19 protein-coding genes and 2 pseudogenes are annotated in these 18,962 nt (G+C 73.1%); 8 read left to right on the top strand and 13 right to left on the bottom strand.

All coding sequences use genetic code 11. The features are described from left to right. Window positions 1-74: 74 nt before the first annotated feature. From ACIBJE_RS06800 to ACIBJE_RS06810, 3 genes are all read right to left on the bottom strand, one after another. Complete coding sequence (locus tag ACIBJE_RS06800) at window positions 75-980, bottom strand: MerR family transcriptional regulator (protein ID WP_396744031.1); 906 nt, start codon at window positions 978-980, stop codon at window positions 75-77. Window positions 981-1,021: 41 nt separating this feature from the next. Next, complete coding sequence (locus tag ACIBJE_RS06805) at window positions 1,022-1,735, bottom strand: class I SAM-dependent methyltransferase (protein ID WP_396744034.1); 714 nt, start codon at window positions 1,733-1,735, stop codon at window positions 1,022-1,024. Between the two features lie 124 nt (window positions 1,736-1,859). Further along, complete coding sequence (locus tag ACIBJE_RS06810) at window positions 1,860-2,138, bottom strand: hypothetical protein (protein ID WP_396744037.1); 279 nt, start codon at window positions 2,136-2,138, stop codon at window positions 1,860-1,862. Window positions 2,139-2,446: 308 nt separating this feature from the next. Here ACIBJE_RS06810 and ACIBJE_RS06815 point away from each other — a divergent pair, with 308 nt between their 5' ends. Both ACIBJE_RS06815 and ACIBJE_RS06820 read left to right on the top strand, forming a co-directional pair. Further along, the gene (locus ACIBJE_RS06815) at window positions 2,447-3,223 is read left to right on the top strand and encodes a Scr1 family TA system antitoxin-like transcriptional regulator (protein ID WP_396744040.1); all 777 of its coding nucleotides are present in this window, start codon (window positions 2,447-2,449) and stop codon (window positions 3,221-3,223) included. After that, window positions 3,220-3,429 carry a DUF397 domain-containing protein gene (locus tag ACIBJE_RS06820; RefSeq protein WP_396744043.1) on the top strand — a complete coding sequence of 70 codons (210 nt, stop codon included), beginning with the start codon at window positions 3,220-3,222 and terminating at the stop codon, window positions 3,427-3,429. The genes ACIBJE_RS06815 and ACIBJE_RS06820 overlap by 4 nt, the downstream gene beginning before the upstream one ends. Window positions 3,430-3,481: 52 nt before the next feature. Here the strand turns inward: ACIBJE_RS06820 and ACIBJE_RS06825 are convergent. Beyond that, a pseudogene (locus ACIBJE_RS06825) lies at window positions 3,482-3,609 on the bottom strand (IS5/IS1182 family transposase); the annotation flags it as partial. Between the two features lie 633 nt (window positions 3,610-4,242). On the opposite strand from ACIBJE_RS06825, the gene ACIBJE_RS06830 reads away from it, so the two are divergent. Both ACIBJE_RS06830 and ACIBJE_RS06835 read left to right on the top strand, forming a co-directional pair. Next, complete coding sequence (locus ACIBJE_RS06830; RefSeq protein ID WP_396744046.1) at window positions 4,243-4,518, top strand: hypothetical protein; 276 nt, start codon at window positions 4,243-4,245, stop codon at window positions 4,516-4,518. 190 nt (window positions 4,519-4,708) lie between these two features. Beyond that, entirely contained in the window at window positions 4,709-5,488 is a 780-nt protein-coding gene (locus tag ACIBJE_RS06835) for an acetoin reductase (RefSeq protein ID WP_396744049.1), read from the top strand. A gap of 98 nt (window positions 5,489-5,586) precedes the next feature. Here the strand turns inward: ACIBJE_RS06835 and fabF are convergent, their stop codons facing one another. The 5 genes and pseudogenes from fabF to ACIBJE_RS06860 form a co-directional block, all read right to left on the bottom strand. Then, window positions 5,587-6,813, bottom strand: coding sequence for a beta-ketoacyl-ACP synthase II (gene fabF, locus ACIBJE_RS06840; protein ID WP_396744052.1), 1,227 nt, complete (start codon window positions 6,811-6,813; stop codon window positions 5,587-5,589). Window positions 6,814-6,815: 2 nt separating this feature from the next. Beyond that, window positions 6,816-7,055 carry an acyl carrier protein gene (locus ACIBJE_RS06845; RefSeq protein ID WP_088982708.1) on the bottom strand — a complete coding sequence of 80 codons (240 nt, stop codon included), beginning with the start codon at window positions 7,053-7,055 and terminating at the stop codon, window positions 6,816-6,818. Window positions 7,056-7,174: 119 nt separating this feature from the next. Next, window positions 7,175-8,119, bottom strand: a complete 945-nt coding sequence (locus ACIBJE_RS06850) for a beta-ketoacyl-ACP synthase III (RefSeq protein ID WP_377654427.1) — start codon at window positions 8,117-8,119, stop codon at window positions 7,175-7,177. Then, window positions 8,116-9,291 (bottom strand): acyltransferase domain-containing protein, encoded by a 1,176-nt coding sequence (locus ACIBJE_RS06855; RefSeq protein WP_396744056.1) that lies wholly within the window; start codon window positions 9,289-9,291, stop codon window positions 8,116-8,118. The genes ACIBJE_RS06850 and ACIBJE_RS06855 overlap by 4 nt, the downstream gene beginning before the upstream one ends. A 116-nt stretch (window positions 9,292-9,407) precedes the next feature. After that, window positions 9,408-10,705 (bottom strand): annotated as a pseudogene (locus tag ACIBJE_RS06860) (PucR family transcriptional regulator). Between ACIBJE_RS06860 and ACIBJE_RS06865 the strand changes: the two are divergent. Together ACIBJE_RS06865 and ACIBJE_RS06870 are read left to right on the top strand one after the other, a co-directional pair. Then, window positions 10,701-11,333 (top strand): phosphatase PAP2 family protein, encoded by a 633-nt coding sequence (locus ACIBJE_RS06865; protein WP_396744059.1) that lies wholly within the window; start codon window positions 10,701-10,703, stop codon window positions 11,331-11,333. The pseudogene ACIBJE_RS06860 and the gene ACIBJE_RS06865 overlap by 5 nt on opposite strands. Window positions 11,334-11,754: 421 nt before the next feature. Further along, a complete protein-coding gene (locus ACIBJE_RS06870; RefSeq protein ID WP_396744062.1) occupies window positions 11,755-12,081 on the top strand; it encodes a hypothetical protein in 327 nt (108 codons plus the stop codon). A 118-nt stretch (window positions 12,082-12,199) separates the two neighbouring features. Here ACIBJE_RS06870 and ACIBJE_RS06875 read toward each other — a convergent pair whose 3' ends face one another. Next, window positions 12,200-12,841: a hypothetical protein gene (locus ACIBJE_RS06875; protein WP_396744065.1), complete on the bottom strand. Its 642-nt coding sequence runs from the start codon at window positions 12,839-12,841 to the stop codon at window positions 12,200-12,202. A 225-nt stretch (window positions 12,842-13,066) separates the two neighbouring features. On the opposite strand from ACIBJE_RS06875, the gene ACIBJE_RS06880 reads away from it, so the two are divergent. Next, the gene (locus ACIBJE_RS06880; RefSeq protein ID WP_396744068.1) at window positions 13,067-13,681 is read left to right on the top strand and encodes a copper resistance protein CopC; all 615 of its coding nucleotides are present in this window, start codon (window positions 13,067-13,069) and stop codon (window positions 13,679-13,681) included. 340 nt (window positions 13,682-14,021) lie between these two features. Here the strand turns inward: ACIBJE_RS06880 and gltX are convergent, their stop codons facing one another. The 3 genes from gltX to ACIBJE_RS06895 all read right to left on the bottom strand — a co-directional run bounded on the left by gltX (window position 14,022) and on the right by ACIBJE_RS06895 (window position 18,278). Beyond that, on the bottom strand, window positions 14,022-15,419 hold the full coding sequence (gltX, locus tag ACIBJE_RS06885; protein WP_396744545.1) for a glutamate--tRNA ligase: 1,398 nt from the start codon (window positions 15,417-15,419) through the stop codon (window positions 14,022-14,024). 153 nt (window positions 15,420-15,572) lie between these two features. After that, window positions 15,573-16,844 carry an MFS transporter gene (locus ACIBJE_RS06890; protein WP_396744071.1) on the bottom strand — a complete coding sequence of 424 codons (1,272 nt, stop codon included), beginning with the start codon at window positions 16,842-16,844 and terminating at the stop codon, window positions 15,573-15,575. 90 nt (window positions 16,845-16,934) lie between these two features. Then, window positions 16,935-18,278 (bottom strand): GH1 family beta-glucosidase, encoded by a 1,344-nt coding sequence (locus ACIBJE_RS06895; RefSeq protein ID WP_396744075.1) that lies wholly within the window; start codon window positions 18,276-18,278, stop codon window positions 16,935-16,937. A 184-nt stretch (window positions 18,279-18,462) separates the two neighbouring features. Here ACIBJE_RS06895 and ACIBJE_RS06900 point away from each other — a divergent pair, with 184 nt between their 5' ends. Further along, on the top strand, window positions 18,463-18,912 hold the full coding sequence (locus tag ACIBJE_RS06900; protein ID WP_091638590.1) for an SRPBCC domain-containing protein: 450 nt from the start codon (window positions 18,463-18,465) through the stop codon (window positions 18,910-18,912). The last annotated feature ends 50 nt before the right edge of the window (window positions 18,913-18,962 follow it).

Here is an 18,962-nt window from a genome sequence, read left to right on the forward strand (position 1 = left end):
TCTGGACGGCCCCACTTCGCCGGAACGGAGTCGACCAGGGCGGCCCCGGCGCGCGGGCCTCGCCCCGCTTCCGGTCAGCGGGCGGCGCGCAGCGCCTCGATCAGCCACTCGAACGTCGGCACCATCGGCGGGAACGGTGGGCGCCGGTGGAGCACCCCGACCAGCTCCCAGTACCGCTCCACCCGTCGGTCGGTGAAGGTGGACATCCGGTCGGCCAGCGCGACCCGCTCCCCGGCGGAGAGTGCCGGGTCGACGATGCGGTCGACGATCTCCCGGGCGGCGGGGGAGTCCGGGGCGATGCCGGCGGCGAGGGCGTCCCGGGCCGGGGACACGTCGGGCATCGGCTCCGGCGGCGAATCCTCACCGGCCGCCCCGACCACCGCCATCTCCCGGGCCCGGCGGCGGAACGCCGGGTCGCCGACCAGTTCGGCCAGCTCCACCCAGGCGTCCACCTCCTCGTCGGTGGGATCGTCGGGCAGGTCGGCCGGGATGGCTCCCCGCATCGCCGCGCCGATACCGCCGGAGCGGGAGTCCGGGTCGATGCCGGCGAACACCTCCGTCACGAAGTCGTCGATGATCTGCTGCCGCTCCCGGGCGGAGAGGCGGGCCAGGTCGTGCATGAGTCTCAACTCCTCGGTCGTGCTTCCGCGACGGACGACCGACCGCAGCACCGCCCGGCGCAGCCGCAGCGTCCGGATCTCGGCGTCCAACGCCCGGACGTGCGCTCGCGCCACGTCCGTGACGCCGGCCTGCCGGTCCAGGATCCGCCGGACGTCGTCCAGGCCGACGCCGAGGTCCCGCAGGGTCCGGAGCAGCTCCAACCGGGCCACGGCGACGGCGTCGTAGAGGCGGTACCCGCCGCCGGACCGGGTGGTCGGCGGCAGCAGCCCCTGGTCCGACCAGAACCGGATGGTGCGTACGGTCAGGCCGGTACGGTCGGCGAGCTGCCCGATGGCGAACAGCTCGGTTCGGTCGTCCACGACCACAGCGTGCACCCTCCAGCCGCTGGAGACTCAAGTCGTCAAGCGGGCGGGCGGTGGGCGCGCAGCATCAGCGACACCCCGGGCAGCCCCTTCACCGGCAGGTACCGTTCCGCGGCGACGACCGCCCGGAGCCCCAGGTTGACCACGGTGGGCAGGTCACCCAGGTCGCTGCCGGTGGAGGTGCGCCGCCGCCACGCGGCGACCGGCCGCAGCAGCACGTTCCAGCTCCACAACTCGTCGACGACCAGGCCGGCCTTCTCCACCGTCGCCCGCAGCGACTCCCGGTCGTAGCGGCGGACGTGCCCGACCGCCACGTCGTGCGCCGACCAGAGCCGCATGTCGCACGGTACGGCGATCAACGCCGTCCCGCCCGGCCGCAGCGTCCGGTGGATCTCGGCGGCGGCGAGGTGGTCGGCGTCCACGTGTTCGAGGATGTCGAAGGCGACCACCAGGTCCAGCCCGGCCGAGGCGACCGGCAGGTGCCGGGCGTCGGCCCGGATCACGTCCAGCCCACGTTCCTGGGCCACCTCCGCGCCGTCCACGCTGAACTCCAGCGCCACCGGCCGCCAGCCGTACGCCCGCAGCACGCGGGTGTTGCCGCCGCCGGCCGCGCCGACGTCCAACGCCCGGCCGGGACGGTGACCCGAGGCCGCGAGCCGGCGCAGCGCCCGTCCCAGCAGCGTGCGGCGCTCGCGGTACCACCAGTGGGTGTCCTCGAGCGCGGCGAGCTTGCGGATCTCGGTCGCTTCCACGCGTACTCCTCGCAGATCGGGCGACCCTCACCCTATCCACGCCGGCCCGCGCCTCCACCCGGCTCTCGCCGGGTTGGTAGCAGGGGCCCCCTACAGGTGATTTTTGCACCGCAGGGGGCCCCTGCTACCACCTCGGCGGAGCGGGGCGCGGACGGCGGACCCAGCGGAGGAAACGGCGGAACAGCTCGGCCGGCGACGGCGGGTCCGCCGGGTGCAGCGCCCGCAGGTCGGCGTCGGCGTCGAGCATCAGCGGGGCGAGGAACAGGCAGAGTCCGACCCGGTCCTCGGCGTACGCCCGCAGCAGCGCCTCCCGCGCCGCCGGGCAGGGCCAGGTCGTCAGGCAGACCCGGCACAGCCAGAGCGGGCGTAACGGCGGATGTGGCCGCTGGTCGGGTCGGTCCATGGCATCTCCTCTCAGGTCGACGCCGGGCGGCGGTCCGGCCGGCCCCGCACCCTCGCTGGCCTGCCGGGGTCGGTCGTGGCCGGTGTGGGGGCCGCCCCCGGGGAAGGCCCGGCGGTCGCCACGGCCGGGGGAGGGCCGGGCGGTCGCCGCAGCCGGGGCGGCCCCCGCGCTGATCCGGCTGCCGGGCGTCGCCTCCACCAGCCGAATCGCGTGTCTCCACCCTGGACTTCGCCGCTGCCGGGGTCGAGGATGGCGGGGCGTACGCGACGGTTGGTGATGAAGGGGCCGCAGACGGTGAGGAGCGGTGAGTGGTGAGTACGTATCTCGCCCTGGTCATGAAGCACGCCCGGGGCACCCGGGGGCTGACCCAGGAGCAGACCGCCGAGGCGGTGCACGTCTCCGGTTCGCTGATCGCGATGTTCGAGACCGGTCGGCGGGTTCCGCACCCGGACACCGCCCGCGCGCTCGACGGGCTGCTGGAGACCGGTGACCTGATCGCCAAGATGGCGGCCGAGGCCCGCCGGGACGCGCAGCCCCGGTGGTTCCGGCCGTGGGCGGAGGTGGAGCGGGAGGCCACCTCGCTGCGCTGCTTTCAGCCCGTCATCATCCCGGGTCTGCTCCAGACCGAGGGGTACGCCCGCGCGACGCTCGCCAGCGGTCTGCACGTGCCCGGCAAGGTGGAGGAGCACGTCACCTTCCGGCTGGAACGGCAGGCGCTGCTCGACCGGGCCGAGCCGCCGCTGACCACGTTCGTGGTCGACGAGGCGGCGCTGCGCCGGGGCGAGCCGACGGTGCTGAAGGATCAGTTGCTGCACCTCGCCGAGATCGGGCTGCGGGCCCGGGTCTACGTCCACGTGGTGCCGTTCGGTGCGGGCCCCTACATCGGACAGTCCGGGCCGTTCACCATCGCCGCCACCGGCGGCGGCGAGCACTTGGCCTTCCTGGAGGACCAGTTGGAGGGGCGGGTGCTGGCCGACCCGAAGCAGGTTTCCGCGTTGGAGCGGGCGTGGGATGCTGTCCGCGCGGTCGCCCTGCCCCGCGACCAGTCGAGAGACCTGATCCTGAAGCAGGTGAACGAGCTGTGAGCACCCAGCACCCCGTCTGGCGGACGGCCACCCGGAGCAACACCAACGGCGGCGAATGCGTCGAGGTGGCCGACAATATGCCCGACGTCGTCCTCGTGCGGGACAGCAAGGACCGCGACGGCGGCACCCTGGCCGTCGACCGCGACGCGTGGCGGGCGTTCGTCGCCCTCGCCCGCGTCACCAGTGGATCCCACGCCGCCGGCTGAATCGACTCTCAACCAGGCGTTGTCCTGGCGATCATGGCCAGGGTGCCCGAGTGGCTGAGGGATGCGCGTTCTGATCCGAGCGCTCGGGGATGGCATGCCGGATCCCGCGCTGCCGCAACCTCGCCGGGTAGAACCGTGGGCGCAACCCTCATCCGTGATCAGCACATCGGGTCGGTTGCGTTCCGGTAGGTCCCACCACGGGACCGCGACGGCGGCATCCTGGCCTCGCCTGGTGGATGTTCGTCGCCTACGCCCACGCGCGCCCTTACGGCCCACGCGCGCCCTTACGGCCCACGCGCGCCCTTACGGCCCACGCGCGCCCTTACGGCCCACGCGCGCCCTTACGGCCCACGCCCGCGGCACTGGCTGACCTCACGCTCCACACCCCGGCCCGCGCGTCAGCCCCGCTTGGTGATCGACACGATGTGCGGCATCTTGGTGTGTCCCGGCCCTCGGACACCCCGGACTGCGGCAAGGGGAGTCGATCGTCGGGCCGGCGGCCGGTCGGCGCGGCCCCGGCACGTGGCGTCGGGAGCGAGGTCCCCGATCAGGTTCGCGGCGGCGGTGTGGCGTCGGTCGTGCGTGCGCTCCGTCAGGGTCGGTTGGGACGCCTGGGGGACCAGCGCGTCCCGTGCGTTCTTCCAGGGCTTCACCCAGGTCATGTGCTCGGGGACGAGGGCTTCGCCGCAGGCGCTGCACACTTCCCCGTCGTGGTCTCGTTACCGCACGTCTGATGGATCATGGCCATGTGTCCGCCGTCCGCAGGCATTGGCGTGTGCCGCTCGGCTCTTGTCGGACCAGGTGAACCCGAGCATGGTCTTGTTCGTGGTCGTCTACGGCCTCGACTGGGTGGCCACCGTTCCGCCCACCGCGGCGCTGTGTCGCACGATCTTCGGCGAGCGCGGCACCATCGTGTTCGGTTGGGTCTTCGCCTCCCATCAGCTCGGTGCGGCCGTCGCCGTGTTCGGCGCCGGCATCATCCGAGACGTCTCCGGCACCTACACCTACACCTACGCCTGGTGGGGCGGGGCAGCCCTGTGCGTCATCGCCCGCAGATCTTGGACAGTTGACGTCGCATCTCGGCGGTAACTGTCCAAGATTCAAGTGGGAGCCCTCCTGGTGGGGCGACGGGGGTTGCTGGAGGGTCGCCAGCCACGTGTCAGCCCGGGGCCAAGGGAACCCGTCACGGCCGCCCTGCGGCGTACAGGAGCCCCGTTCGGTAAAAATCGCCCACCGGTTACCTGCCGACGTTACGCTCCAAGGCGTCAAGGGGGCAATTATGGGCATTCAGGGCAAAATAGCGATCGTCACAGGAGCGGGTCGGGGGATCGGCCGGGCGATCGCCCTGCGGCTGGCGGACGACGGTGCCGACGTGGCCGTGAACGACGTCCGGGCCGAGAGCGCCGAGGCGGTGGCCGAGGAGATCCGGGCACGAGGCCGACGGGCCGTCGCGGTGCCCGCGGACGTCAGCGACCGGGACACCGTCTTCGACATGGTGGCGAAGGTCGTCGACGACCTCGGTCGCGTCGACGTCATGGTCTCCAACGCCGGCATGGCACAGATCAAACCGCTGACCGAGGTGACCTCCCAGGACCTGGAACCCCTGTTCCGGCTCAACGTCTTCGGCGTCGTCTACTGCATGCAGGCCGCCGTGGCGCAGATGCAGAAGCAGGGCGGCGGCGGAAAGATCATCAATGCCGCCTCGATCGCGGGGCACGACGCGTTCGACTACCTCGGCGCGTACTCGGCGACGAAGTTCGCGGTGATCGGAATCACCCAGGCGGCGGCGAAGGAGTTGGCGCAGTTCGGAATCACGGTCAACTCCTACTGTCCGGGGATCGTCGGCACGGACATGTGGGAGGCCATCGACCAGAAACTCAGCGGCTACCTCGGCCTGAAGCAGGGCGAGGCGCTCAAGAAGTACGCGGGCAGGATCCCGCTCGGCCGGGTCGAGACCCCGGAGGACGTCGCCGCCTTCGTCTCCTACCTGGCCAGCCCCGACTCTGACTACATGACCGGCCAGTCCGTGATGATCGACGGCGGCCTCGTCATGCGCTGACCGGTCGGGCCGCACCGCACGGGAAGGCCCCGCTGCCGTCGACGACAGCGGGGCCGGAACCTACCGGGCGAGCGGGTGTCGCCGTGGACTCCGTGACCTCAGACCCGCGTGAAGACGAGGGCCACGTTGTGACCGCCGAAGCCGAACGAGTTGTTCAACGCGGCCGGGATGTCCATGTGACGCGCCTTGTTGGCGGCCACCTCGAGGTCGAGACCGTCGTCCGGGTCGTCCAGGTTGATGGTCGGCGGCACCACGCCGTCGCGGATCGCGAGGATGGTGGCGATCGACTCCAGCGCGCCGGCCGCTCCGAGCAGGTGTCCCGTCATCGACTTGGTCGCGGTCAGCACGGGGTGGTCACCGATCGCCTTGTGCAGCGCCACCACCTCGGCCATGTCCCCGACCGGCGTGGAGGTGGCGTGCGCGTTGACGTGCACGATGTCCTGCCGGGCCACGTTGGCGTCGGCGATCGCCTTGCCGATGGCCCGGATCGCACCCGCGCCCTCCGGGTGCGGCTGGACGATGTCGTACCCGTCGGAGGTGATGCCGGCCCCGGCGAGCCGGGCGTAGACCCGGGCACCGCGCGCGGCGGCGTGGTCGGCGCGTTCCAGCACGACCACCCCGGCGCCCTCGCCGAGGACGAAGCCGTCACGGCCCTTGTCCCACGGCCGGGAGGCGCGTTCCGGATCGTCGTTGCGGGTGGACATGGCCCGCATCGAGGCGAAGCCGGCCATCGGCAGCGGGTGGATGACCGCCTCGGTGCCGCCGGCCACCACCACGTCGGCCCGGCCCGAGCGGATGATGTCCAGACCGAGGGCGATGGCCTCCGCGCCGGTGGCGCAGGCGCTGGCGACCGCGTGTACGCCCGCCTGCGCGCCCAACTCCAGACCCACCCACGCGGCGGGACCGTTCGGCATCAGCATCGGCACGGTGTGCGGTGAGACCCGGCGCGGGCCGGACGCCTCCAGGATGTCGTCCTGGTTGAGCAGCGTCACCGCGCCACCGATGCCGGAGCCGACGCTGACCCCCAGCCGCTCCGGGTCGAGCCCGGAGTCGGCCAGGCCGGCGTCCGCCCAGGCCTGGTGCGCGGCGATCAGGGCGATCGCCTCGGACCGGTCGAGCCGGCGCAGCTTCACCCTGTCCAGCAGCCCGGACGGGTCGACCGCCAGCTGGGCGGCGATCCGGACCGGCAACTGACCGGCCCACTCCTGGGTGAGCGCACTCACCCCGGAGCGGCCGGCAAGCATGGCGTCCCAGGTCGACGTGACGTCCCCGCCCAGCGGGGTCGTCGCGCCGAGCCCGGTGACGACGACGTCGGTACGACTCATGATCAGGACTGCGCCTCGATGTAGCTGACGGCGTCCCCGACGGTCTTCAGGTTCTGCACCTCGTTGTCAGGGATCTTGACGCCGAACTTCTCCTCCGCCGCCACCACGACCTCGACCATGGAGAGCGAGTCGACGTCGAGGTCGTCGGTGAACGACTTCCCCTCGGCCACCTCGTTCTGGTCCACCCCCGCCACCTCGTCGAGGATCTCGGCGAGGCCGGCGGTGATCTCTTCACGGGTCATTGCGTTGTGCTTCCTCTCATAAGGGTTGTACACACCCGGCGGCGGTACGAGCCGGGCGGGAACGGCGCGGTCGGACCGCGCCGGACTTCAGGGGCAGCGCGGGCGGACCCGCGCCGACATCAGGGGCAGCGGACGACCTGACCGGCGTAGGTCAGGCCACCGCCGAAACCGAACAGCAGCACCGGAGCGCCCGAGGGCACCTCCCGCCGCTCCACCAGCTTGGACAGGGCCAGCGGCACGCTCGCCGCCGAGGTGTTGCCGGACTCGACGATGTCCTTGGCGATGACGGCGTCCGGGATGCCCAGCCGTCGGGCGATGCCGTCGATGATCCGGGCGTTGGCCTGGTGCGGCACGAACGCGGCCAGTTCCTCCGGGCGTACGCCGGCCCGCTCGCAGGCCTGCAGGGCCAGCGGGGCCAGTTCGGTGGTGGCCCAGCGGAAGACCGCCTGTCCCTCCTGCGCGACGTACGGCCGCCAGCCCTCGATCCGGACCGCGTCGCCCTTCTCGGGGACCGATCCCCAGACCACCGGGCCCACTCCGGACGGCTCGCCCTCGGCGGTGGCGGTGACCACCGCCGCGCCCGCCCCGTCGGCGAAGATGATGCAGGTCGAGCGGTCCGTCCAGTCGACGAAGTCGGAGAGCTTCTCCGCCCCGATGACCAGCGCGTTGCGCGAGGCGCCGGCCCGGATCGCGTGGTCGACGGTGCCCAGCGCGTACGCGAAGCCCGAGCAGGCGGTGTTCAGGTCGAACGCGCCCGGCGCGTTGATGCCCAGCCGGGCGGCGACCCGGCAGGCGACGTTCGGGCTGCGGTCGATCGACGTGCAGGTGGCCACCACCACGAGGTCGATGTCGGCGGCGGTGAGCCCGGAGTTCGCCAGCGCCTTGTCCGCGGCGGCGGAGGCCATGTCGGCCACCGTCTCGCCGTCGGCGATCCGCCGGCTGACGATGCCCACCCGGTCGCGGATCCATTCGTCGTTGGTGTCCACGAGCTGGGCTATCTCGTCGTTGGTCACCACCCGCGAGGGCTGGTAGTGACCGAGGGAAAGGATCCGGCTTCCGCTCACGGTTGGAGTCCTCCGATACGGACGAGCGGCTGGCCCGGGGCGACCGGGTCGTCGTGGTGGGCGAGCCACTCGGTGAGCAGCCCACCGGCGTGCGCGGCCACCTCGACCGGCCCCTGCCGGGTCGAGATGTGCCCGATGGCCTGACCGGTCTCGACGGTCCCGCCCTCGGCGAGGCCCTCGGCCGGCGCGAAAATGCCGGCCACGGGCGCGACCACCACGCGGAACGGGGTGGTCGGCTCGTGGTGGGGTGTGGTGCCGTGCCGCGCGATCAGGTCACGGGCGGCCGGCAGGTCGTCCGGGGTGTTCAGGGTGACGATCTCGGGCAGCGCGTCGGAGCCCTTGTACTCCCGCTTGATGAGGTTGTTCAGGGTACCGGCCGGGGGCAGCTCGATCACCCCGGTCACCCCGAGGTCGACCAGGGTCGCCATGCAGAGGTCCCAGCGGACCGGGGCGGTGACCTGGCGGACGAGGCGCTGCACCATCTCCCGGCCGTGCGGCACGGCCGTGCCGTCGAGGTTGGACAGCAGGAGCCGGACCGGGTTCCGGACGGTGATCCCGGCGGCGACGGCGGCGAGCGCGGCCTCGGCCGGAGCCATGTACGGGGTGTGGAACGCCCCGGCCACCTTGAGTCGCATGATCCGGGCCTTGGCCGGCGGCTCGGCGGCGAGGCTGTCGATCCCCTCGGTCGCCCCGGCGGCCACCACCTGCCCGGTGGCGTTGCGGTTGGCCGGGTGCAGGCCGTGCTTCTCGACGGCGGCGAGCACCTCGTCGGCCTCCCCGCCGAGCACCGCCGCCATGCCGGTCGGCTCCAGCGCGCAGGCCGCCGCCATCTCCCGGCCGCGCACGCCCGCCAGGGCGATCGCGGCCTCGGCCGGGAGCACCCCGGCCAGCGCCGCCGCGGCCAACTCGCCCACGCTGTGGCCGGCGGTCAGCCCGACGTCGCGCATCGGCAGGTGCTCGGCGGCGAGCAGCGACGCCGCGACCAGCAGCGGCTGGGTGCGGGCGGTGTCCTTGATCTCGTCCGCGTCGGCGGCGGTGCCGAGGTGGACCAGATCGACACCGGACAGCGCCGACCACCACCGCAGCCGTGTCTCGGTGCCGCTCAGGTCGAGCCACGGGGTCAGGAAGCCGGGTTTCTGCGAACCCTGGCCTGGAGAGAGTACGGCGAGCACGCCTATGACTCTGTCTGAATCTTGGCGGCCGTGTGTTGTCGGCAGGCACCAAACCGCACTAGAACATTTGGAGGGATCCTACAAAAACCCCGGGTCGGGGCCCTTCGGGAGCCCGATCAGCGCTCCTCGCCGCGCCCGCCACCCGGCGCTACGGGAAGCACCGGCGTGACCGGATCCAACCGGCCGACGGTCAACGCTACCTGGAGAGCGAAGGCCCCCCGAGGGACCAACGGGGACAGACCGGTCACCTCGGCGATCCGGCGCAACCGGTACCGCACCGTGTTCGGATGCACGAAGAGGGCGCGAGCCGTGCTCTCCAGCACCCCGCCCGAGGCGAAGAACGCGTCCAGGGTCTCCAGCAGTTCGCCCCCGGCACGGACCAGGGTGGCGTAGTAGTCCTGCCGCAACCGCCGACGGGCCTCGGCGTCCCCGGCCAGCGCCCGCTCCGGCAACAGGGCGGCGGCCTCCACCGGGCGCGGCGCGGCCGGCCAGGCCGGAGCCGCCCGGTACCCGGCCAGCGCCGACCGTGCCGACTCGGTCGCCTCGTCCAGGCTCGGTACGGCGGGACCGACCACCACCGGACCGTCGCCGAACGCCGGCAGCAGCTTGTCGGTGGCCGCCAGCGGGTCGGCCGCGCCGCCGAGCACCACCACCAGCCGGTCGCCGTGCACCCCGCCGATCACCCCGACCCGGATCCGCCGGGCCAGCCGGTAGACGGTGTGCAGCACGGCGGCCACCTCCCCGCCGGGGGAGCGGCCCACCGCCACCGCCACCGGGGGCGCGTCCGCCCAGCCCAGCGCGGCGGCCCGGCTGGCCAGCACGTCCGAGGAGTCGCCGCGCAGCAGCGCGTCCACCAGCAGGGCCTGGAGCCGGGCGTCCCAGTTGCCGCGCACCTCGGCGGCCCGCGCGTACGCCCGCGCCGAGGCGAAGGCGATCTCCCGGGAGAACCGCAGCACGACCTCCCGCAACTGCTGCTCCTCGCCGTCGGCGGCCAGGTGCGGGACCTGCTCCTCCACCACGTCGATGGTCACCTTGATCAGTGCGACGGTCTGCTGGAGGCTGATCGACCGGGCGAGGGCCTGCGGGGCGATGGCGAAGACCTCGTCGGAGACCTCCTGGGTGCTGTCCGCCCGACCGCCCCCGTCGCGCAGCCACTGCACCAGCGACCGGACGCCGGCCTGGGCGACCAACGTCACCCAGGACCGCTGGTCGGCCGGGAGCGCCCGGAACCAGGGCAGGGTCTCGTCCATCCGGGCTACGCTCGCCGTGGCCAGGGCCCCCGCCGCGCGTTCGATCCGGCGCAGCGTGGCCGCCAGTTGCGTACCCCCCGGCTCGATCCCCACCGTCCTAGCCTGACACGCGCCCCGTCGGCCGCCGCGCCCGAACCCCGGGGCGTGCCATCATTGGCGATGATCGCGCGTCCGCCGCTGTTCCTGCCGCTGCTCGCCCTCACCGCTCTGCTCGTGCTGGCCGTCCCGGTGCTCACCGACTGGGCGCCGCTGGACCGCGCCGACCACGCGCTCAGCGAGACCTTCCGGGGGTACGGCGACCAGCGCCCCGGACTGGTCTCGACACTGCGGATCCTCACCGACGTGGCGGCCACCGTGCCGTTCCTGGTCGCTGGTCTGCTCGCCACGATCCTGCTGGCCGTCCGGCGGGACCGCCGGACGGCGGTGTTCTGCGCCACGGTCACCGTGACCGTGCCGGTGCTCTGGGGACTGGCCCACTGGCTGCTGCACAACCCCCGCCCGCTGGACGGTTTCGTCACCGTCACCAGCAACGGCTTCCCGAGCGGGCACACCAGCAACGCCACCGCCGCCGCGCTGGTCGTCGTGCTGCTCGCCTGGCCCGGGCTGGCCCGCACCGGGCGGTTCGTGGTGGTGACGGCGGCCACGGCGTTCGCGGGGTTCGTCGGCCTGACCCGGGTGGCGCTGCTGGCACACTGGCCCACGGACGTGCTCGGCGGGTGGCTGCTGGCGCTGGCCGTCGTGCCGCTCGTCGCCTACGCCGTCCGGGAGCGGGCCCCCGCCTGCGCGGGCTGACCGATCGGCCCCAGCCGGTCCCGTCTGCCGCGGGCCGCGGGTCCCCGCCTGCGCGGGCTGACCGTACGCGGTGGAGTCGCCCACCAGGTCCCGGATCAGCGCCCCTGCCCGCGCGGGCTGGCCGTCGAGCAGCCACGCGGCCGTCGCCACCAGGTCCAGCGGCCCCGACCGCGCGCGCCGACCGTCGCACCTGCCGGATCGGGCCCGGAGCCGGCCGTACCCGGCGTCGTGGCGGTCCCCACCCGATCACGCGTCGATGGACATTACGCATGCGACGTACCGCCGGACGCGCGCGGCCAGTACGGTGACAGGGCACGGTGCGGCACGTGGAAGTTCCACGGACGTGATCGCGCGACCCGCCGCCGGGCGTGACCCGGTGCCGGGTCGAACAGGGCCCAGGGCGAGTGTGAGGAGACCGGAGATGCCGCACGGGGAGGCCGAGCACGGCTGCGCCCAGGGCGACGCCTGCCGGCCGGGTCACCAGGACCAGCAGGCGCCCGGCAAGCACCACACCCACCGCCGGTCACCGGTGGGCACGCCGCAGTTGGCCGAGCCGGTCGTCCGGCCCGCCGAGGAGGATCCTCCGGTGCCCCGCCAGCGGGGCGCCGAGTGCGTCGACCCGGAGCCGGTGCGTGCGGCGTCCTGCCGCAGCGACCTGCCGGGCTGGGCCGGCGCACACCAACACGGGCCGGTCCGGCCGAGCCAGCGCGCCACCCGTCGGGAACGCCCGCCGCGCCGCTGGTGCTGACCGCCACGAGGGTCCGGAACCGCCGACACCGCTGACCGGGCGGCCCGACCGGCCACGACACGAGGCCGGGCGCTCCCTCGTGGGAACACCCGGCCTCCGATGGGTCCGGTGCGGCGTCTCAGCGGGTGCGCCGCCGGATCAGCAGCGCGATACCGGCCAACCCGACCGTGATGACGATCACCACGCCCGCGTTCAACAGCAGCAGGCGCTGCAACTCGCTGAGCGCCTGGTCGATGTCCCGGCCCGGGTCGAGGGACTCCTCCGGGAGCATCCGCTCGCCACCGCCGACCCCGCCGCTGACCGTCTCGACCTGCCGGGGCAGGGGCACGCCGGCGGTCCGCAGGGTCTCGGACATGTTGAGCCGGCCGAGGAACCAGGCCGCGTTGCTCTTGGCCGCGTTCGGCTGCTTGGCCGGGCGGTAGGCCCGCGGTCCGCCCTTGGCGAGCGGGTAGAGGTCGAAGGTCTGCTTCGGCTGGTCGCCGGCCAGCACCACGACCGTGTACTTCGGACCAAGATCGGCCGCCTTGGGCGCCGAGCGTGCGCCGTCGGTGCCGAACCAGTTGACCTGGTCGATGACCGCGGTCACGTGGGCCGCGGCGGTCTCGGTCCGTAGCCGCAGCGGTTCGGCCAGTCCCTCCCCGGTGATGTCCACTCCCGGCGGCGCGGGCTTGGGCGTGGCGTGGGCCGTCCCGACCGACATCACCGCCACCAGGGCCGCCCCGACCGCCGCGACGAGTAGCCGCCTCATCCTCCGGACCACTGCCGCCTCCTCGCCCCGTTTCGATGGATGGCCTTGCTGCGGGTCACGCGCTGACTGGAGATGGCACGAGCACACCGGGCAGAGCCGGACGTACTTATCACAGACTCCGCCGGCCGTCGTTCGGTTGCAGCTTTCAGAACAGTATTTTGAACTATCTGCGATCTCAGCCCGACTAATGACAGGGCGTCTGATCGGTGGGCGGATCGTACCTTTACGGAGGGATGCATGGGGGGCAGGGTCCTACGGCTGGCGGGTTGGCTGGTCACGATCGGCGTGGCACTCGGTGTGTCGCTGTGGTCGGCGGCACCGGCCGCCGCGCACAACTCGCTGACCGGCAGCAGTCCCGCTGACGGGGCACGGTTGGCGCAGGCTCCGACCCGGATCGAGCTGCGTTTCCTCGCCCGACTCGATCCGAACACGACGAAGATCACAGTAACCGGACCGGACAACGTGCCGGCGTCCCGGGGTGCCCCGACGGTGAACGGCTCCCGGGTGGGCGTGGCCTTCGTGCCGGGCGCGGCCGGGCTCTACATCGTCGAGTACCGGGTCCGGTCGGCGGACGGCCATCCGGTGAGCGGCGAGATCCGGTTCACCCTGACCACCGGCACCCCGGCCGACCCGTCGCCGTCGCCCGCAGCGACCACCGCGTCACCCACGCCGGCCCCGGCCGACCCCGCACCGACGACCGCCGGTGCCTCCGCCGCACCGGCCGCCCAGCCGGCCGCCGACCGCGACGACGACGGCACACCTGTCTGGCCCTGGGCGGTCGGCGCGGTCGCCGTGCTCGCCGCGCTCGTCGCCGGGCTGCTGCTCCGCCGCCGTCCCCGGTCGGGCGGCTGAGCCGGAACGAGGCCCGGTCGCGGGACCACCGCGCAAGGTCGGGGTCGTCAGCGCGCGGCCGACCGGGGCGCGCTCGACGTGCAGTCGGTGCGCCTGCCGGTACGCGTCCAGCCACCGGGTCTCGTCGCGTCGCTGCGCCGTGCGCCCCCGTAGCCAGCACCTCCCGCGCCTGACCTCCGTCACGGCCCGTCGAGTCTGGTCCGGCTCCCACCGGCCACGCCGCCAGACCTTGGACAGTTACCGTCGTCACCGGACGGCAACTGGCCAAGATTCCCGTCGCCTGGGCGCCGCGCCGTCCGGTGTGGTGCCGTCGTCCGCGCGGCTTCCGCGACCCGTACGGTCAGGGCAGCCGGACCCGGGCGGCGCGCAACCGGGTCAGGGTGCGCTCGCGGCCGAGCACCTCCATCGACTCGAACAGCGGCAGCCCGACGCTGCGCCCGGTGACCGCGACCCGGACCGGAGCCTGGGTCTTGCCGAGTTTGAGCCCGCGCTCCGCGCCGACCGCCTCCAGGGTCGACTTGAGGGTCTCCGCGTCCCAGGTCTCCAGCGCCTCGAAGGCGGCGACCGCGGCGTCCAACAGCTCGCCCGCGCCCTCCTTCATCGCCTTCGCCCAGGCCGCCTCGTCGACCAGCGGGGAGGCGAGGAAGAGGAAGTCCACGTTCGGCACGATCTCGCTGAGCACCGCGATCCGGGTCTGGGCCAGCGGGGCGACCGCCGCGAAGGCATCCGCGTCGAACTCCGCCGGCTGCCACGGCGGCGGCGGAATCGTCGCCGTGCCGGTCAGCCATGGCTGGCAGGCGACGACGAACTCGTCGACCGGCAGCGCCCGGATGTACTCGCCGTTGAACGCGCGCAGCTTCTTCTCGTCGAAGAAGGCGGGGGAGGGGTTCACCTCCTCCAGCCGGAACTCCTCCTCGATCACCGACCACGGGACGATCTCCCGGTCGCCCGAGGGTGCCCAGCCGAGCAGCATCAGATAGTTGCGCATCGCGTCGGCGAGGTAGCCCTCGTCCCGGTACGCCTCCAGAGCGACCTTGTCGCGGCGCTTGGAGAGCTTCTGCCGCTTCTCGTTCACCACCACCGGTACGTGCGCCCAGACCGGCGGTGCGGCGCCGAGCGCGTCCCAGAGGAGCTGCTGCTTGGGGGTGTTCGGCAGGTGCTCCTCGGCGCGGATGACGTGGGTGATCCCCATGGTCATGTCGTCGACCACGTTGGCCAGCAGGAACACCGGCGAGCCGTCGCCCCGGGCGATGACGAAGTCCTCGATCAGCTTGTTCTCGAAGGTCGGCTCACCCCGGATCAGGTCGACCACCCTCGTCGTCCCCTCGTCGGGCGTGCGGAAGCGCAGCGCGCGCCCCTCGCCGGATTCGAGCCCCCGGTCCCGGCAGAAGCCGTCGTAACCGGCGTACTGCGAACCGCTGCGGGCCTGCACCGCCTCCCGGGTGCAGTCGCAGTAGTACGCCCGGCCCGACTCGTACAGCCGCCCGGCGGCGGCCCGGTGCTCACCGGCGTTCTGCGACTGGAAGTACGGCCCCTCGTAGGAGCCGCGGGCGATGCCGATCCACTCCAGCGCCGACAGGATGCCCTCGGTCCACTCCGGCTTGTTGCGGGCCGCGTCGGTGTCCTCGACGCGGAGCACGAACACCCCGCCCTGCTGCTTCGCGTAGATCCAGTTCTGCAGGGCCGACCGGGCACCGCCGACGTGGAACATACCTGTCGGGGAAGGGGCAAAACGCACACGTACCGTCACGCCTTCCAGCGTACGGCTGCTGCGTGTTGGTGGTAGGAGGGGCCCCTTGCTACCGCTTTTTGTCGTGCAGGGGACCCCTGCTACCACCCAGACCGCAACCGGGCGGGGAGATACGGCGGTGGGGGGTTCGGGTGGGGCCGGTCAGCGGACGGTGCGGATCTTCAGGACCAGGGCGCTGCCGAGCAGGGTCACCAGGGCGGTAGCCGCATACAGCGCCGGATAGCCGCCGAGGTGCACCACGATCGGCGCGGAGATCGCCGGACCGAGCACCTGCGGGGCCGAGTTGGCGATGTTGATCACGCCGAGGTCCCGCGCCCGGTCGGCGGCGGCCGGCAGCACCTGCGTGATCAGTGCGGCGTCCACCGACAGGTAGACGCCGTAGCCCGCGCCGAGCAGCGGCGCGGCGACGACGGCGACCGACCAGACCGGCGCGGCGGCGAGCAGCAGCGCCGCGACGCCCATCACCACCCCGGCGGCGATCACGAAGACCTTCCGTCGCCCGGAGCGGTCCGACAGCCAACCGGCGACCACGGTGGTGAGGGTCAACCCGGCGGTGTAGAGCAGGATCAGCGCCAGCAGCGCGCCGTCCGGGTCGGGGTGGCGCACCTCGTCGGTGAGGAAGTACAGCAGGTAGAGGGTGCCCAGCGCGTTGCCGAGCTGGACCAGGAACCGGGTGATCCAGGCCCAGCCGAAGTCGGGGTGCCGACGCGGGTCGACGGCGGCCAGCAGCGCCCGTGGTCGCAGCGCGGGGCGGTGCGCGTGGGGCAGTGGGTCGTCCGGAGTGAACAGGGCGAAGGGGAGGGCGAGCAGCAGCACGACCGCCGCGATCGCCAGGTAGCCGGCGGCGTTGCCGGTGACCAGCGCGGTCACCAGCAGCACCCCGAGCACCAGTCCGAGCGCCTGCGGGATCCCGACCCAGCCGGAGACCGCGCCCCGCTGGGCGACCGGCACCCGGTCCGGTACGGCGGCGGTCAGGCTGGCCAGCATCGCGTTGAAGCAGACCTGGGCGGCGACCCAGCCCACCGTCACGCCGAGGATGGTCTGCTGCCGGGCCAGCAGGACCAGGGCGAGGGCCCCGAGCAGCGCGCCGCCAGCTGTCCAGAGGTGCCGGCGGCCGAGGTGCCGGCGACCGAACCGGGCGACGGTACGGTCCGACAGCGCGCCGGCCAGCGGGTTGGCGAGCACCGCGGCGAGCGCCCCGACCCCGGTGACCACGGCGAGCATGGTCTCCTTGCCGTCCGGGGCGATCCGTTCGACCTGCTGCGGCAGCAGCACCTGGATCGGGGTGAAGAAGGCCATCCAGACGCCGAGGTTGGCGGCGACGAGCAGGGCGATCCAGCCGCGCCGTACCGGCCGGGTGGGTTCGGCGAGCGCGGCCGGCAGCGAGCCGGGGGTCGGGTCGACGGTGCTCACCGTGGTCCGCCGCTCACCACCGCCGAGCCCGGGCATTCCTGCCGCGCCGCCGAGCCGGGGAGCGCGTCTCCCAGCGCCGGGCCCGGGGGCTCACGCCGCGCCCTTCCGGCTGCGGGCGATCAGGTCGCGGTACCAGGCGTACGACGACTTGGGCGTGCGCGCCCGCGTGTCGACGTCGACGTGCACCAGGCCGAACCGCTTGGTGAAGCCCTCCGCCCACTCCCAGTTGTCCAGCAGGGACCAGACGAAGTAGCCGCGCACGTCCACTCCCTCGGCGATGGCCGTCCGCACCGCGCGCAGGTGGCCGTCCAGGTAGGCGATCCGGTCCGGGTCGTGCACCCGCCCGTCGGCGTCGGGTTCGTCGTCGTAGGCGCAGCCGCTCTCGGTGATCTCGATCGGGGGCAGCGCGTCGCCGTACCGGTCGCGCAGGCCGACCAGCAGCTCGCGCAACCCTTCCGGGACCACCGGCCAGTCGAAGGCGGTGCGCGGGTACCCGTCCAGCTCGGCCTGTTCGAACGGCAGTGGCGAGCCGTGCTCCGGGGCGCGGACGCCGGTGGGGTTGTAGTAGTTGACGCCGAGTACGTCGATCGGCGCGGCGATGGTCGCCAGGTCCCCGTCGCGGACGACCCCCGGCCCGGGTTCGAGGTCGGACGGGTAGCCGAGACCGAGCACCGGGTCGGTGAACAGCCGGTTGTGCAGCGCGTCGTACGCCGCCCCGGCGGCCCGGTCGGCGTCGGTGTCGCCGAGGACCCGCACCGGTGAGTAGTTGTTGGTCAGGGCGACCGGGCTGGTCGTCCGGGCGCGCAGGGCGGCGACGGCGAGTCCGTGCCCGAGAAGTTGGTGGTGGGCGACCGGGACGGCGTCGAAGAGGAGCTGCCGGCCGGGGGCGTGGGCGCCCAGACCGTAGCCGAAGCTCATGTGCACGAACGGTTCGTTGAGCGTGATCCAGAGCCGCACCCGGTCACCGAGGCGGGCGGCGACCAGGTCGGCGTACTCGGCGAACCGGTGGGCGGTGTCCCGGTGCAGCCAGCCGCCCGTGTCCTCGAGGGGCTGCGGCAGGTCCCAGTGGTAGAGGGTGGCGACCGGCTCGATGTCCCGGGCCAGCAGCGCGTCGGTCAGACGGTCGTAGAAGTCCAGGCCGCGCGGCGAGGCCGGGCCGGATCCCGTCGGCTGGACCCGGGGCCAGGCGACCGAGAACCGGTACGCGGAGATGCCGAGCCCGGCCATCAGCGCGACGTCCTCGGCGTACCGGTGGTAGTGGTCGCAGGCGACGTCCCCGGTGCTGCCGTCGGCGATCCGTCCTGGTTGGTGGGCGAAGGTGTCCCAGATCGACGGGCCGCGACCGTCGGTGTCGGCGGCGCCCTCGACCTGGTAGGCCGAGGCGGACACTCCCCAGCGGAATCCGGCGGGAAACGCGGGCGTCGGCGTCGTCATGCACCCCTCCACGAAAGGTGAAACGTATTCGGGACTCTAGATCCCGAGCCGGGATTGCGCCATGGGTCACCGGGCGTTCGTCAAGGGATTGCGGCGTGTCTTTTCCGAACCCGTCCGCATCTGTCCGTTTTGACGCATAGAGTGCGGAATATCGTGGGATGTCCTCAGTGGGGGAAAGACAGAGATGATCCTCGTGGAACGCAGTGCGCACGTGGCGGCGCCGGTGGAAGCGGTCTGGGACGTGGTGCAGCGGGCCGAGCAGTTGCCGGCCTGGTTGGCCGGCGTACGAGCGGCCGAGGTGCTCTCGGGAGAGGGCTATGGTCGCCGGCAACTGGTCCAGGCCGGGCGCGGCGCGGCGCATGAGGCGGAGGTGATCGCCTTTCAGGAACCCAACCTCATCGGTTGGCGGGAACGGGCCAAGGGCGCCGGTGCCCGGGCGGAGGCGCGTACCGAGATCTACGTCCAGCTCACCGCCGACGAGGAGGAGGAGGGCGGCACGGTCGTCCGCCTCATCGTCGTGCGCTGGCCGGCGGGTCCGGTCAAGGCGGCCCTGCTCCGGCTCGGCCTGCGTCGGGTCGGCGCCGACCTGGAGGACTCGCTCGCCCGGCTGACCGACCTGGCCGCCGTCGGCTGAGCCGGGCCGGGTCCGGCGACGCCCGCGACGGCGGTGGCCCGGGAGTCCCC

The sequence above is a fragment of the Micromonospora sp. NPDC050187 genome, assembly GCF_044459745.1.
Lineage (GTDB): Bacteria > Actinomycetota > Actinomycetes > Mycobacteriales > Micromonosporaceae > Micromonospora.

Bases quoted from the DNA above. Each gene is read 5' to 3' on its own strand.
- ACIBJE_RS06810 (WP_396744037.1), bottom strand. From the start codon at position 2,138: ATGGACCGACCCGACCAGCGGCCACATCCGCCGTTACGCCCGCTCTGG.
- ACIBJE_RS06830 (WP_396744046.1), top strand. From the start codon at position 4,243: ATGGTCTTGTTCGTGGTCGTCTACGGCCTCGACTGGGTGGCCACCGTT.
- ACIBJE_RS06835 (WP_396744049.1), top strand. From the start codon at position 4,709: ATGGGCATTCAGGGCAAAATAGCGATCGTCACAGGAGCGGGTCGGGGG.
- fabF (WP_396744052.1), bottom strand. From the start codon at position 6,813: ATGAGTCGTACCGACGTCGTCGTCACCGGGCTCGGCGCGACGACCCCG.
- ACIBJE_RS06845 (WP_088982708.1), bottom strand. From the start codon at position 7,055: ATGACCCGTGAAGAGATCACCGCCGGCCTCGCCGAGATCCTCGACGAG.
- ACIBJE_RS06865 (WP_396744059.1), top strand. From the start codon at position 10,701: ATGATCGCGCGTCCGCCGCTGTTCCTGCCGCTGCTCGCCCTCACCGCT.
- ACIBJE_RS06870 (WP_396744062.1), top strand. From the start codon at position 11,755: ATGCCGCACGGGGAGGCCGAGCACGGCTGCGCCCAGGGCGACGCCTGC.
- ACIBJE_RS06880 (WP_396744068.1), top strand. From the start codon at position 13,067: ATGGGGGGCAGGGTCCTACGGCTGGCGGGTTGGCTGGTCACGATCGGC.
- ACIBJE_RS06895 (WP_396744075.1), bottom strand. From the start codon at position 18,278: ATGACGACGCCGACGCCCGCGTTTCCCGCCGGATTCCGCTGGGGAGTG.
- ACIBJE_RS06900 (WP_091638590.1), top strand. From the start codon at position 18,463: ATGATCCTCGTGGAACGCAGTGCGCACGTGGCGGCGCCGGTGGAAGCG.